This window comes from Streptomyces sp. NPDC008139 (assembly GCF_042957025.1).
In the GTDB taxonomy this organism is placed as follows: domain Bacteria; phylum Actinomycetota; class Actinomycetes; order Streptomycetales; family Streptomycetaceae; genus Actinacidiphila.
Genome location: NZ_JBIBHM010000014.1, coordinates 143,859 through 158,064, shown reverse-complemented (window position 1 = coordinate 158,064; position 14,206 = coordinate 143,859). Strand labels below are relative to the sequence as shown.

At 72.4% G+C, this 14,206-nt stretch carries 12 protein-coding genes; 8 read left to right on the top strand and 4 right to left on the bottom strand.

Annotated elements, in window-relative coordinates:
• The first annotated feature begins 262 nt into the window (after nt 1–262).
• Entirely contained in the window at nt 263–1,420 is a 1,158-nt protein-coding gene (locus ACFZBB_RS28045) for a site-2 protease family protein (RefSeq protein WP_391127881.1), read from the top strand.
• Between the two features lie 60 nt (nt 1,421–1,480).
• Nucleotides 1,481–1,987, top strand: a complete 507-nt coding sequence (locus ACFZBB_RS28040) for a hypothetical protein (protein WP_391127878.1) — start codon at nt 1,481–1,483, stop codon at nt 1,985–1,987.
• A 145-nt stretch (nt 1,988–2,132) separates the two neighbouring features.
• Here ACFZBB_RS28040 and ACFZBB_RS28035 read toward each other — a convergent pair whose 3' ends face one another.
• Nucleotides 2,133–2,756, bottom strand: coding sequence for a hypothetical protein (locus tag ACFZBB_RS28035; protein ID WP_391127875.1), 624 nt, complete (start codon nt 2,754–2,756; stop codon nt 2,133–2,135).
• A 488-nt stretch (nt 2,757–3,244) separates the two neighbouring features.
• On the opposite strand from ACFZBB_RS28035, the gene ACFZBB_RS28030 reads away from it, so the two are divergent.
• On the top strand, nt 3,245–3,799 hold the full coding sequence (locus ACFZBB_RS28030; RefSeq protein WP_391127872.1) for a hypothetical protein: 555 nt from the start codon (nt 3,245–3,247) through the stop codon (nt 3,797–3,799).
• An 81-nt stretch (nt 3,800–3,880) separates the two neighbouring features.
• Nucleotides 3,881–5,041 (top strand): cation:proton antiporter, encoded by a 1,161-nt coding sequence (locus tag ACFZBB_RS28025; RefSeq protein WP_391127869.1) that lies wholly within the window; start codon nt 3,881–3,883, stop codon nt 5,039–5,041.
• A 79-nt stretch (nt 5,042–5,120) separates the two neighbouring features.
• Here ACFZBB_RS28025 and ACFZBB_RS28020 read toward each other — a convergent pair whose 3' ends face one another.
• Both ACFZBB_RS28020 and ACFZBB_RS28015 read right to left on the bottom strand, forming a co-directional pair.
• The gene (locus tag ACFZBB_RS28020) at nt 5,121–7,505 is read right to left on the bottom strand and encodes a phosphoketolase (RefSeq protein ID WP_391127866.1); all 2,385 of its coding nucleotides are present in this window, start codon (nt 7,503–7,505) and stop codon (nt 5,121–5,123) included.
• A 281-nt stretch (nt 7,506–7,786) separates the two neighbouring features.
• Complete coding sequence (locus tag ACFZBB_RS28015) at nt 7,787–8,914, bottom strand: universal stress protein (RefSeq protein ID WP_391127862.1); 1,128 nt, start codon at nt 8,912–8,914, stop codon at nt 7,787–7,789.
• Nucleotides 8,915–9,243: 329 nt separating this feature from the next.
• On the opposite strand from ACFZBB_RS28015, the gene ACFZBB_RS28010 reads away from it, so the two are divergent.
• The 4 genes from ACFZBB_RS28010 to ACFZBB_RS27995 all read left to right on the top strand — a co-directional run bounded on the left by ACFZBB_RS28010 (nt 9,244) and on the right by ACFZBB_RS27995 (nt 12,377).
• A complete protein-coding gene (locus tag ACFZBB_RS28010; RefSeq protein WP_391127859.1) occupies nt 9,244–9,936 on the top strand; it encodes a CBS domain-containing protein in 693 nt (230 codons plus the stop codon).
• Nucleotides 9,936–10,367: a cyclic nucleotide-binding domain-containing protein gene (locus ACFZBB_RS28005; protein WP_391127856.1), complete on the top strand. Its 432-nt coding sequence runs from the start codon at nt 9,936–9,938 to the stop codon at nt 10,365–10,367. The genes ACFZBB_RS28010 and ACFZBB_RS28005 overlap by 1 nt, the downstream gene beginning before the upstream one ends.
• Nucleotides 10,368–10,576: 209 nt before the next feature.
• The gene (locus ACFZBB_RS28000) at nt 10,577–11,287 is read left to right on the top strand and encodes a response regulator (RefSeq protein WP_391127853.1); all 711 of its coding nucleotides are present in this window, start codon (nt 10,577–10,579) and stop codon (nt 11,285–11,287) included.
• Between the two features lie 100 nt (nt 11,288–11,387).
• Nucleotides 11,388–12,377 carry an Acg family FMN-binding oxidoreductase gene (locus ACFZBB_RS27995; RefSeq protein ID WP_391127851.1) on the top strand — a complete coding sequence of 330 codons (990 nt, stop codon included), beginning with the start codon at nt 11,388–11,390 and terminating at the stop codon, nt 12,375–12,377.
• 12 nt (nt 12,378–12,389) lie between these two features.
• Here the strand turns inward: ACFZBB_RS27995 and ACFZBB_RS27990 are convergent, their stop codons facing one another.
• Nucleotides 12,390–14,093 carry a GAF domain-containing protein gene (locus ACFZBB_RS27990; protein ID WP_391127848.1) on the bottom strand — a complete coding sequence of 568 codons (1,704 nt, stop codon included), beginning with the start codon at nt 14,091–14,093 and terminating at the stop codon, nt 12,390–12,392.
• Nucleotides 14,094–14,206 lie beyond the last annotated feature (113 nt).

The window sequence follows — 14,206 nt, the reverse complement described above, 5'->3', positions numbered from 1 at the left end:
ACCTCTATCGCTTGGCCGTTATTGTTAGCGCTCACTGTGATGGCGTCAAGGCGTTGCGCAGAAGAAATCCCGCACCGGGCACCCCGGCCTCCGTTCGTCGGGCGCCTTGGGGGACGGGGGCGGCGGCGCATGGGAGACGTCAAGATCCCGCTCCCGAGTCGGCCGGGCCGCACGGTCCGGGGCTCGGGGGAGGACCATGGAGGGGAGGGCGACTTTTGTCGCGATTTGCGCGGTGCGCGGTCGACGGGGGCTGGAGGGTGCGATGAACGGATCGGTGCGGTTGGGCCGGATCGCCGGTGTGCCGCTGCGGATGCACTGGAGCGCGCCCCTGCTGATCGTCTTCGTCAGCGTCGGCCTTGGCGGCGGCGTCCTGTCCGCCTGGGCGCCGGGGCACTCCGCGGCCGCCTACCGCACCGGGGCGCTGATCGGTGCCCTGGCGCTCGCCGTGAGCCTGGTCGTGCACGAGGCGGCCCACGCCCTGGCGGCGCGACGCGCGAAGATCGAGGTCAAGGACGTGACGATCTTCGCGCTCGGCGGTGTCACGCGGATGGGGTCCGCGACCACACCGCGCGACGAGGGCTGGGTGGCGGCGATCGGACCGCTGACCAACCTGGTGCTCGGCGGGCTGTTCCTGGCCGCCGCCGTGGCGGTCGACGACACGCTGCACTGGGCCGTGGCCGCGGCCGTACTCGCCTGGGTCGCGTGGGCCAACGGACTCCTCGGCGTCTTCAACCTGCTGCCCGCCGCCCCGCTCGACGGCGGCCGGGTCCTGCAAGCGGTGATCTGGCGGATCCGCGGCGACCGCGAGCGCGCGGCCAGGATCTCCGGGCGCTGCGGCCAGGTGTTCGGCGTCGCACTGCTCGCCGGTGGCTGGCTCGAAGTCCTCATGGGCCAGGCCGCCGGGCTGTGGCTGGTCCTGCTCGGCGCCTTCATCTCCTTCACCGCCTACGCGGAGGTCCGCCGCTCGGTGCTGTACGAGAACCTGCGCGGCGTCCGTGTCACCCAGGCGATGCACCCAGCCGTCGCGGGCCAGGACTGGCACACCGTGGACGAATTCCTGGCCACCTCGGCCTCCGGCGTCGGCGTCCGTACGGTGATTCCGCTGACCGACCTCGACGGCCGGCCCAGCGGCGTCGTCACCGCGTCCGCGCTCCTGTCCGTCCCGGCGGTGCGCAGGCGGGACACCCGGGTACGGGACGTCGCCCTGCCACTGGACCGCTGCCTGCTGGTCGACCCCGACGACCGGGTCACCGACGTCTTCGACCGTCTCGCGACCACCTCGGGCAGCCCCGTTCTCGTCCTGCGCGACAACCGCGTCGTCGGCCTGGTCACCGCCGAGGACATCGCCGGGCTGACCCGGCGCCATCCGCACCCGCCGGCCCGGCCCCCTGCCACTCACGGAGCGGGCCACACCACCTGACCGAAAGCCGCACCCACGCGGCGGCACGGGGGAGAGGCGACGGAAAGAAGGACTTCTGCCATGGATCCTGAACGCATCGAGCGCATGGTGACCGCCCTGCGCGCACGAGGCGTCATGGCCCACCGAGCCGACGCGGGCGTCTACGAATTCGGCATCGGCGTGGCGCTGGGCGACGGCAGCGAGGCCCAGTGGAACCTCGGCGGAGCCGCCGGGCTGGACGCGGTGGTGACGCGCGACGGCGTCCTCATCGGCTTCCTCCCGCACGTCCTCGGCGGCGCCGCCTTCACCGACGACCAGATCGTCGACGCCATCGCCACCGCCCGCTACCCGGAGGAGGGTCTCTACCCGGCCCGGGACCCCGGCCCGCGGCCCGACGCGCCGACGCCGCCCGGTCCGCCTGCGCCCACGCCCGCGACCTCCCGGCCGTCCACCGCGAATCCCCAGCCACACCCGGCGGACCCCCGGCCGTCCCCCGCGAAGAACGTGCCGACCGCACGGCACCGCACGCTCCTGGCCAGGCTCCGCCGCCTGCGGCGCATACAGCGGCTCCGCCGGGCCTCGCGCTGACGACGACCGCTGACCGACCGTTCACGAACGTGGTCGACCGCTGACGACCGCTGACGGCGCCCACGACGGACATCGAGGGCGCGCACGCGTGCGACGGGGCACCGCCGTGGTGGCGGTGCCCCGTCGCACGCGGGTGGTGCGGGGCTCACACGAGCCAGCGGTGGCGGTTGACGAGGGGGATGCGGGCCCAGGCTCGGCCGAGGCCCCAGGTGGTGCCCGCCGCGGCGAAGGCGAAGGCGATCATCGCGAGGGCGTAGATGAGGTGGTAGTCCACGAACGGGTTGGAGGACATGCTCGGCGCGCCGGTGGACAGGTGCTGCGCGGGCGGCCACTCGGCGGCCCACATCATGGCCATCAAGACGGTGCCCGCGGCGGCGGTCAGGCGCAGGGCGATACCGCTCATGAGGGCGACGCCGATGCCGAGCAGGCCGAGCATGAACAGCCAGTCGGTCCAGCCCTTGCCCGCGATGTCGTGGAAGAACGACTCCAGCGGACCGGCGGAGACACCGGACAGGAAGCCCTTGGTGGGGGAGCCGCCGTCGATCCAGCCCTTGCCGGAGCCGGTCGCGTAGTGCCAGCCGAAGGTCTTGTCGAGGAAGGCCCACAGGAAGACGAAACCGGTCGCGATCCGTACGGTGGCGAGCGACTTGGCGACGAGCGCGGAGTCGGTGCCGACGGCCGTCGCGTCGCCGCCGCGGTCGGCGGACGCCTTGTTCCAAGCGGGGAGGCGGAACCCTGCGCGCTGCCGGGTGTGGTCGTGGACTGCCATGACGGCTCCCAGTTCAATGGGGGTTGACGTTCGGTCAGACACCACTGTGCTGCGCGGTGTTGGTCGCACGCTGGGGGCTCACGGTCCGACCCGCAGGGCCGAACGGCTCTGCCCGGCGGCCCGGTTGGGCCGAGAGCCCGAGGCGTTGAGTGCCGAGGCGTCGAGGCTTCGAGGCTTCGAGGCGGCAGGCGTCCCACGGTGGCCCCGCCGGCCACCGTGCGCCGCTGGTACCTTCCGGCGCCCCGACAGACCTCACCCGTCCGGCCATCCCGCGACCCCTCACCGTGTGCTCGTGCCCGCTCCGTTTCGGTGACGGGTCTCCGAAGCGCTCATGCGGTCCGGCCGGCGGAGCCCTCGGCGTCCCACGCGGTCCGGTCCACCCACCCGACAGGGCCGTTCGGCCCTCCGCAGACGGCGCGGGACGCGGGAGCGTGGAGACACGGGGTCAGTCGGCCCCCGTCGTGTCGCTCGACGAGGAGGGACCGACCGTGAAACGCGGAATCTGGCTGTGGCGTCTGCGGAAGAATCCGCTGCGCCGACGTTCGTACGCCGTGGAGGCGTGGGCCTTCCTCGCGGCGGCCCTGGCCGCGCTGGTGGTCGCGGTGCTGGTCGGAGTCTCGACCGCGCACGGTCTCCAGCGCGAGTACGCACAGCAACGTCTCGACCGGCACAGCACCAGCGCGGTCCTGACCCAGAAGGCCCCGGACGGCTACCGGCTGTCCCGGGTGGACGTACCGGCGCAGTGGAAGGCACCCGACGGCACCGTGCTCACCGGCATCGTCACCGCCAGCCCCGGCACCTCCCGCGGCGCCGTCGTTCCGGTGTGGACCAACAGCCAGGGTGTCGAGGTCGCGCAGCCGCTGTCCCCCTCCTCCGGGGAATTCCAGGCCGATGTGATCGGCGCGGGAGCGGCCTTCGCCATCTGCGTCGGCGTCCTGATCGGCTGCGGGATCACCACCAAACTTCTCGACCACCGCCGGTGTGCCCGCTGGGACGCCGAGTGGACGGACGCCGACTCCCGCTGGGGCCACCACAGCGTGTGACCGACGGTGCTGGCCCGGCCGCGGTCCCGCCAGTACGGTGAGTGACCCGCCGGTCCTTCCGTCTGCCAGGAGACCCCGCCTGTGAGCTTCGCGACGCTGGCCGTCCTGTCCCTGGCCGCCCTGCTGGGCCCGCTGCTGGCCCTGCCGAAACAGTGGCACCTGCCCGTCGTCCTGGGCGAGCTGGCCGCCGGTGTCCTGCTCGGACCCACCGTGATCGGCTACCTGCACGCCGACGATCCGACGTTCACCTTTCTCGCGGACATCGGCTTCGCCCTGATCATGTTCGTCGCCGGCGCACGGGTACCGGTGCGTGACCCGCAGTTGCGCGCGGGACTGGGCAACGGGGTCGGGCGCGCCCTGGCCGTCGGCGTCCTGGCGGCGGTCCCCGCATTCCTCCTGGCGCAGGGGTTCGACACCGGGCACACCGCCCTCTATACGGTGCTGATGGCGTCGTCGTCCGCCGCGCTGATCCTGCCGATCGTCGACTCGCTGTCGCTCGGCGGCCCCCAGATCCTGCGCATGCTGCCCCAGGTCGCGGTCGCCGACACGGCCTGCATCGTCGCCCTGCCCCTGGTGATCGACCCGCGCCACGCCGCCCGCGCGGCGCTCGGCGCGTGCGCGGTCATCGCCTGCGCGGCGGCGCTGTTCCTGGTCCTGCGCCGGTTCGAGCGCGACGGCCTGCGGCGCAGAATGCACCGGCTCTCCGAGGAGCGGCGTTTCGCCCTGGAACTGCGGATCAGCCTGGTCATCCTGTTCGCACTGGCCGCGCTCGCCGTGCGGACCCATGTCTCGATCATGCTGGCGGGCTTCTCCTTCGGCCTGGTCGTCTCCGCGATCGGCGAGCCCCGCCGCCTGGCGAAACAGCTCTTCGCCCTGACCGAGGGCTTCCTCGGCCCGCTGTTCTTCCTGTGGCTGGGGGCGTCCCTCGATCTGCGCGCCCTGGCCGGTCATCCCTCCTTCGCGGTGCTCGGCGTGGCGCTCGGGCTGGGCGCGGTCGCGGTGCACGCCGCGCTGCGGGTCACCGGCCAGCCCTTCGCCGTGGGCGTCCTCGCCTCCGCCCAGCTCGGCGTCCCGGTGGCCGCCGCGACCCTGGGCACCCAACTGCGCCTGCTCGAACCAGGTGAAGCCGCTGCCCTCATGCTCGGCGCCCTGGTGACCATCGCCGCCGCCACCCTCGCGACCTCCCTCACCGGCCCGAGCACCCCGAAGGACGACGCCCTCGCGGCACCGGCCGCCCCTTGACCGCGAGCCCCGTGCACCGACGGCGGGCCTCCCGGAATCCGGAAGGCCCGCCGCTCCCACCTCTGGTCTTTCCCGGCCCTCAGCCGGTCCAGGACCAGTCGGCGACCTCGGGCAGGTCGACACCGTGTTCGCGGATCCAGTCGTGGTGGCGCAGCCGGGTGTCCTCCATCTTCTGACGGACGGGCGCCGCCGCCACCGCGAGGCCGGGGACGCGGTCGATGACGTCCATGACCAGCCGGTAGCGGTCGAGGTCGTTGCGGACCACCATGTCGAACGGCGTGGTGGTGGTGCCGTTCTCCTTGTAACCGCGCACATGCATATGGGCGTGGCCGGTGCGGCGGTAGGTGAGCCGGTGAATGAGCCACGGGTAGCCGTGGTACGCGAAGATCACCGGCTTGTCGGGGGTGAACAGCGCGTCGTACTCGGCGTCGGGCATGCCGTGCGGGTGTTCGTCCTTGGGCAGCAGCCGCGCCAGATCGACCACGTTGACGACCCGTACCGACAGGTCGGGAAGGTGCTCGCGCAGCAGGGACACGGCGGCGATGGTCTCCTGCGTGGGGACGTCACCGGCGCAGGCCAGGACCACATCGGGTTCCGCGCCGTCCTCGGAGCTCGCCCATTCCCAGATACCGGCGCCGCGTGCGCAGTGCGCCCGGGCGGCCTCCAGGTCGAGCCAGTCGAAGCAGGGCTGCTTCCCGGCGACCACGACGTTCACGTAGTCCTTGGAGCGCAGCACGTGATCGGCCACGGACAGCAGGGTGTTGGCGTCCGGCGGCAGATAGACCCGCACGACCTCGGGGGACTTGTTGAGGACATGGTCCACGAAGCCGGGGTCCTGGTGCGAGAAGCCGTTGTGGTCCTGCCGCCAGACATGCGACGTCAGCAGGTAGTTGAGCGACGCGATGGGCCGCCGCCACGGCAGCGGCCGTGAGGTGCGCAGCCACTTGATGTGCTGGTTGGCCATCGAGTCGACGATGTGCACGAACGCCTCGTAGCACGAGAACAGGCCGTGACGGCCCGTCAGGAGATAGCCCTCCAGCCACCCTTGGCAGGTGTGCTCGGACAGGATCTCCATCACCCGGCCGCCGCGCTCCAGGTGCTCGTCGGTGTCGAGCACCTCGGCCTCCCACGCCTTCCCGCTCACGTCGTAGACGGCTTCGAGCCGGTTGGAGGCGGTCTCGTCCGGGCCGACCAGCCGGAAGTCCCGGTGCTCCGCGGTGTCGGCCATGATCTGCTTGAGCAGCCCGCCGAGCACCCGCGTGGGCTCGTGCAGATTCACCCCCGGCTTGTCGACCGCCACCGCGAAGTCCTCCAGCGGCGGCACCGGCAGGTCGCGCCGGAGCAGCCCGCCGTTGGCGTGCGGGTTCAGACCCAGGCGCCGCTCGCCGTCCGGCGTGCAGCTCAGCACCTGGGCGCTCGGGCGGCCGTCCCGGTCGAAGAGCTCCTCGGGGCGGTACGAGCGCAGCCACTGCTCCAACTGGCGCAGGTGCTCCGGGTTGTCACGGACCCCGGCCAGCGGCACCTGGTGCGCACGCCAGGTGCCCTCCACCGGCAGCCCGTCGACCTCGGCGGGTCCCGTCCAGCCCTTCGGCGTACGCAGCACGATCATCGGCCACCGGGCCCGCTCGTCGTCGCCGCCCGCGCGCGCCGCGTCCTGGATGGCGGCGATACGGTCCAGCGCGGTGTCCATGGCCGCGGCCATCGCGCGGTGCACGTCGTGCGGGTCGTCGCCCGTCACGTGGATCGGGTCGTGGCCGTAGCCGCGCAGCAGTTCGTCCAGCTCGTGCTCGGGCAGCCGGGCCAGCACCGCCGGGTTGGCGATCTTGTAGCCGTTGAGGTGCAGGATCGGCAGGACGGCGCCGTCGTGCACCGGGTCGAGGAATTTGTTGGAGTGCCAGGAGGTGGCCAGCGGACCGGTCTCCGCCTCGCCGTCGCCCACGACACACGCCACCAGCAGGTCCGGGTTGTCGAAGGCCGCGCCGTACGCGTGGGACAGCGAATATCCCAGCTCGCCGCCCTCGTGGATCGAGCCCGGCGTCTCGGGCGCGACGTGGCTGGGGATGCCGCCGGGGAAGGAGAACTGCCGGAACAGCCGGGCCATGCCGTCCGCGTCCCGCCCGATGTCGGGATAGGTCGCGGAGTAACTGCCGTCGAGCCAGGAGTTGGCCACCACCGCGGGACCGCCGTGTCCGGGGCCCCACACGCAGAGCGCGTCCAGCCCGCGGGTCCTGATCACCCGGTTGAGGTGGGTGTGCACGAGGTTGAGGCCGGGGGAGGTCCCCCAGTGGCCGAGCAGCCGCGGCTTGATGTGCTCGGGGCGTAGCGGCTCCTCGAGCAGGGGATTGGCGAGCAGGTAGATCTGGCCGACGGACAGGTAGTTGGCCGCCTTCCAGTGGGCGACCAGGGCGGCCAGTTCGGTGTCGTCAAGAGCGCTGCCCGGCTGGGCCGGGGGTGCCTGAGACATGTCTTCCTCCGCGGAGTCGAAGTCGTCGTCCCAGACTCGGAGGTCTCGCCCGCGGTCCGACAGAGCCGACCGGGCAGCGATCGGGGGCCGTTCGGGCCAGCGCCCCCGCGTCGGGACACGGCGTTCCTCGCGCGAGTCTGCCACGAGGTGCCGGTCGGCCTGGGTAACCGCCCGGTGCGTGTGGCGCCGATCCGGGCGGAGACGCCTTCCGCATCGCTCATGGAGCAACCGCCCCGGCCGCGTGGTGCCGACATCCCGTCGGGCGGAGCGCCGCGCGTGGCTCAGCCGTCCTGCCTCGCCTGGTGGCCGCGGAGCAGCCGGCCGTGGGCGGCACGGGAATGGGTGACGACGCATACGTCGATGTCGTCGCCCGAGCCCTCGACGATGATCTCGCCGACACCCCGGCTGAACAGCCTCTGGAGGCGGGTGCGCCGGGTGGCGCCGATCAGGATCTGGCTGGCGCTCACCCGCCGGGCGAAGTCGAGGATGGCGCGGGCCGGGTCGCCGCTGGTGAGCGTGTGGTAGGTGCCGCCGAGTTCTTCCACCAGCGCGCGCTGGCCGGTCGGCAGGTGAGCGGAAGGGGACGTCGACGCGTCGTCGGGCTCGACGTGGACGGCGAGGAATTCGCCTCCCGCGCCGCGGGACGCGGTGCGCTTGGCGCGCCGGATGAGGGTGTCGCCCTCGGCGCCGCCGGAGAGGGCGACCAGCACCCGCTCGCGCGCGGACCAGGGCTCCTGGATGCCGTGGCCCTCGCGGTAGCGCTGAAGAGCCTCCTCCACCCGGTCGGCGGCCCACAGCAGGGCGATCTCGCGCAGGGCGGTGAGGTTTCCGGCGCGGAAGTAGTTGACCAGTGCCAGTTCGGCCCGCTCCGGCGGATAGATGTCGCCGTCGGCCATCCGCTGCCTCAGCGCCTCGGCGGACATGTCCACGAGCTCGATCTGGTCCGCGCCGCGGACCACGTCGTCCGGAACGGTCTCGCGCTGTTTGGCTCCGGTGATGTGCTCCACCACGTCGTTGAGCGATTCGAGATGCTGGATGTTGACGGTGGAGATCACGTTGATGCCCGCGTCGAGCAATTCGTGGACGTCCTGCCAGCGCTTCTTGTTCCGTGAGCCGGGGATGTTGGTGTGGGCCATCTCGTCGACCAGCGCGAGTTGCGGGCGGCGGGCGAGGACGGCGTCGAGGTCCATCTCCGTGAAGGCGCAGTCGCGGTATCCGACGGTCCGGCGCGGCACCTGCTCCAGGCCCTCCGCCATCCGGTGGGTCAGCGGCCTGCCGTAGTCCTCCACGAAGGCGATGACCACGTCGGTGCCCTGGTCGGCACGCAGGTGGCCCTCGCCGAGCATCGCGTACGTCTTGCCCACCCCCGGGGCCGCCCCGAGATACACCCGCAGGCTTCCGCACGCCATGGCCGTTCCCTTCTCGCCGCCGCGGGCGAACCGGCCCGCACATCGGCCGGACGCCCCCGAGATCCCTCGCTTTTGCCCTTTATCTCTCTATTCTCCTGGTTATACATATGAACGGGGGATTTCGCCGCAGGCTCCGTGCTGGTTCCTGGCCGATGTGGAGCGGAACCGGGTGGCGGCGCGAGCCGGCCCACCGGCCCCGGCGCCGGGACCTCGCGAGGGCCGGTCGGCCTGGGCGGCCACCCCTTGTGGCCCTGGAACACGCAGTGCGCGCGCCGCACCGTGAAGGGAGAGGGGCGGCAGGTGAGAGCGCGTCCGCGGAGGAGTGGGTCATGAAGCAGCGTGAGGTCGGGATCGTGATGACGAGTGACGTCGTCAGCGTCCGCCGCGCGACACCGTTCAAGGACGTCGCCGGGCTCCTCGGGAAGCACCGGGTGAGCGGTGTGCCGGTGGTGGACGACGACGAAAAGGTGATCGGGGTGATCTCCGCGACCGACCTGATGTTCCGCCAGGCGGAGCAGGCGTGGAACGTCCCCGCGCGGCGCATGTCCTTGAACTGTGCCGCGTACCGGAAGGCGGCCAAGGCCCGCGCCCGCACCGCGGGTGAGCTGATGTCGGCCCCGGCCGTCACCGTCCAGGCGTACGAGTCCGTCGTCGGGGCCGCGCGCACCATGCTGGAGCACGGGGTGGAGCGGCTGCCCGTCCTCGACGAGGAGAGCCGCCTGGTCGGCATCGTGACGCGGCGCGACCTGCTGCGGGTCTTCCTCCGCCCGGACGACGAGATCCGCGCCGAGGTGATCGACGAGGTCTTCGTCAAGACCTTCTGGGCGCCGTCGGACGCGGTGGGGGTCACGGTCACCGGCGGCGTGGTCACCCTGGAGGGCCGGCTGGAGCGGGCGGACCAGGTGCCGGTGGCCGGCTGGATGACCGGACGGATCGACGGGGTCGTCGGCGTCGTCAACAGACTCACCTCACACTTCGACGACTCCCTCGCCGAAGCGACGCGACCGGAAGGGGCACGGTGATGAGAACCGCTACCACTGGCCTGTTCAGCTCGCTCCCGTCCCCCGGACGGCAGCGGCTGGAGAGCCTTGCCCGAGAGGTGTCGTTCCCCGCGGGCACCCGGATCTACGAGGAGGGCGAGCGGGCCGACCGGTTCTGGGTCGTGCACACCGGCGCCGTCACGCTCGACCTCCGGCGGCCCGGACGCCCGGCTCCCGAGGTGGAGATGCTGGGTCCCGGAGACCTGCTCGGCTGGTCCTGGCTGTTCCCGCCGTACGTCTGGCACATGGGCGCCCAGGCCCAAAGCCCCGTACGGGCGCAGGAGTTCGACGCCACCGTCGTACGGGCGCTGGCCGAAGCGGACCCGGTGTTCGGACGAGCCCTGGCGATGCGGGTCGGCGAGGTCGTCGCTCACCGGTTGCAGAGCACCCGTGCCAGGCTGCTCGACCGGTGAGCACCGCGTGACGCGCGGCGGATACGGAAGCGAAGGAGGGTGAGCGGCCACCCGGCCGTGGGCACGCGATTGGCGACAACGGTGCGCAAGACCCTGCCCCGACGTCCGATACCGGCCAAGGGACCGTTCGGCCCTAGCAACGGGTCCGTACGACCGTTCATGATCGGAGAACCGGGCGCGGCACACGACAGGGCGAAGGATCGGCGCACATGACCGAAGTACGGCAGTTCTCACCGCAGGCGCCGATCAGGGTCTTCCTGCTGGACGACCACGAGGTCGTCCGGCGCGGCGTCCACGACCTGCTCGACTCGGAACCCGACATCGAGGTGGTCGGCGAGGCCGCGACCGCCGCACAGGCCGAGGCCCGCGGACCGGCCCTGCGGCCGGACGTCGCCGTCCTGGACGTCCGGCTGCCCGACGGCGACGGCATCACCGTCTGCCGCGAGCTGCGGTCCCGGATGCCCGGTCTCGCCTGCCTGATGCTGACGTCCTTCGACGACGACGACGCGCTGCTCGACGCGATCATGGCGGGCGCAGCGGGCTATGTGCTCAAGCAGATCAAGGGCTCCGACCTGGTCGCCGCCGTGCGGACCGTCGCCTCGGGGCAGTCGATGCTCGACCCGGCCACCACCTCCCGGCTGATGAGCAATCTGCGCGGCGGCGGCCCGACGGCGACGGCGCAACCCGAGGTCGAGGCGCTCGCCTCGCTGTCGCCGCGCGAGCGCGAGATCCTCGAACTCGTCGGTGAAGGACTCACCAACGGCCAGATCGGCAAGCGCCTGTACCTGTCGGAGAAGACGGTCAAGAACAACGTCTCGCGGCTGCTGGCCAAGCTCGGCGTGGAGCGCCGCATCCAGGCGGCCGTCATGGCCACGCACGACACCGCCCAGCACTCCGGGCCGGAGCACGGCCGCCGCTGAACACGGGGCCGACCGGCCCTCCGGCCGGGCACCAACGGCCCCTCCCGCCGCCCGTCGTGCTCCGTCAGCCTGGAAGCAGGACGGCCGGGAGGAGAACAAGATGCGGACCGCACCACTGGACGCGGAGACCCTGGAGAAGCTGATCTCCGCGGCGGGCGCGGCGCCTTCGATCCACAACACTCAGCCGTGGCGGTTCCGGCTCGACCCCGACACCAGCACGCTGGAGGTACGGGCGGCCGTCGACCGCGGGCTGCGGCACATCGACCCGATGGGACGCGCCGTCCACCTGTCGGTCGGCGCCGCCCTGTTCAACCTCCGGGTCGCGGTCGCCCACTTCGGCTGGGACCCGGTGCCGCGACTGCTGCCCGACCCCGCCGAGCCCGACCTGCTGGCCTCCGTACGCCTGGCCGGACCGCTGCAGACCGGTGTCCGCCACGACCGGCAGGACCTGTACGACGCGATCTGGCGGCGGCACAGCAGCCGGCTGCCGTTCTCCGAGCAGGCGCTCCCCGCCGAGGTGCTGACCGAACTGGCCGAGGCCGCGGACGCCGAGGGCGCCCGGCTGGTACGGCCCGCCGCTGAGGAGACGGCCCGCCTGCTGGAGTTCACCACGGAGGCCGAGCGGCGCGGCATGAGCGATTCCGACCGCCGGGCCGAGAGCCGGAGCTGGATCCGTGAGGGGAGCGCGGACGGCCTGCCGGGCCGGGCGCTCGGCCCGCAGGACAGCGCGGGCCGACTGCCGCTGCGCGACTTCTCCGCGCTGCGCCCGGAGAACTACCAGCCTTCCGCGGCTTTCGAGCGGCACCCGGTGATCGCGGTCCTGTCCACCTGCCACGACCGCCCCGCCGACTGGTTGCGCGCCGGTCAGGCGCTGGAGCACGTCCTGCTCGTCGCGACCGCTCACACTGTCCGCGCGTCACTGCTCCATCAGGCGCTGGAATGGGACGACCTGCGGTGGCTGCTGCGCGACCCGCGCGGCGGCATGGAACACGTACAGATGCTGATCCGCCTCGGCTACGGACCGCAGGGCCCGACCACACCCCGGCGCCCCGCCGCCGACGTCACCGATGCCGGAACGCACACGCCCTAGCCCGGTGCCCGGCTACGCCTTGGGCCCCGCCGAGGGCGGGGCGGCCGGCACCCGCCAGACCAGGCGGGTGCCGCCGCGGGGGCTGGCGGAGAGGGACAGTTCGCCCCCGAGCCGCGCGGCCCGCTCCTCCAGATTGCGCAGCCCGCTGCGGTGCCCGCCGGAAGGGGCGCCCACGCCGTCGTCGTCGACCGTGACGGTCAGGGTCCCGGACGCGACGACCAGGGAGACCTCGGCGGAGGTCGCCCGGGCGTGCCGTGCGACGTTGGAGAGGGCTTCGACCAGGACGGCGACGGTCTCCTCCGCGACCGGCGTGGGCACATCGGTGTCGATCAGCCCCTCCATCCGCAGGGCGGGGGTGAAGCCGAGCGTCGGGACCGCGTCCTCGACCGCCATCGAGGCACGTATCCGAAGGCCGCTCCCGGTCCGCTCCCGGTCGTGCGAGCGCAGTCCGAAGATCGTCGATCGGATGATCTTGATGGTCTCGTCCAGGTCGTCCACCGCACGCAGCAGCCGCTCGCTCGCCTCCGGATGCTGGACGAAGCGCACCGCGCTCTGCAAGGTCATCCCCGTGGCGAACAGCCGCTGGATGGCCAGGTCGTGCAGGTCACGGGCGATCCGGTCGCGGTCCTCCAGCAGCGCGAGCTGCTCGGCGCCGCGCCGCCGCTCGGCCAGCTCCAGCGCCAGCGCGGCCTGCCCGGCGAAGCTCAGCAGCGGCGAGGACTCCGCCTCGGTGAAGGGGACAGAACCCAGCTCGCGGGCGAGCAGCAGCACCCCGCGCACCGCGCCGCCCGCCATCATCGGCACGGCGATCGTCGGCCCCAGGCCGTTCCAGCGCGGCGGCCCCGACGTCACCCGCGGGTCCTTGGCGATCTCCACCGTGGTGATCGGCCGCGCCGCGGCCATCGCGGCGCCCATGAACGAGCCCTCGCACGGCAGCACCAGACCGCGGTGGGTCTCTGCGTCCACCCCCACGGCGATCATCACCTGGAGGTCGCTGGTCCCCTTGACCGGCAGCGCCACCACGCCCAGGTCCGCGGCCAGGATGTGCCGGCCGTGCTCGACGATCAGCCCGAGCACATCCATCTCACCGGCGCCCGACAGCAGCTTGCTCACGATCTCCGCGTTGGCCGCCATCCACCGCTGCCCCTCGCGGGCGGTCTTGTACAGCCGCGCGTTCTCGATCGCGACACCCGCCGCGACCGCCAGGGTCGACAGCAGCGTCTCGTCGTCGCCGTCGAACTCCCTGCCACCGCGCTTCTCGGTGAGGTAGATGTTTCCGAAGACCTCGTCGCGCACCCGGATCGGCACCCCGAGGAAGGAGCGCATCGGCGGATGGTTCGCCGGGAAGCCGTACGACGCCGGGTGATCGGACAGCTCCGCGAGCCGCAGCGGCTCCGGGTGGCGGATCAGCTCGCCGAGCAGACCGTGCCCCGAGGGCAGCGGCCCGATCGCGCGGGCCTCCTCCTCGGACACCCCGACGGTCAGGAACTCCGAGAGCCGCGCGTCGTCGCCGATCACCCCGAGCGCGCCGTACTCGGCGTCCACCAGGACGACCGCGGTCTCCACGATCCGCCGCAGCACATGCGCGAGGTCCAGCTCCCGGCCCACTGACAGTACGGCCTCCAGCAGACTGTGCACCCGATTCTGCGTGCCGCGCACCGCCCCGATGCGGACCTGCAACTCGTCCAGCAACTCATCGAGCTGCAAACGGGGCAAGCGCCCGCCCGAGCTGTCGCCGTCCTCTCCCACCGGTCCTCCACGCGCACCGCGAACCCGAGCATCGACCCCTGCCCACACCGTATCGGCTGAGGTGCCCTGACGGCGGCCGA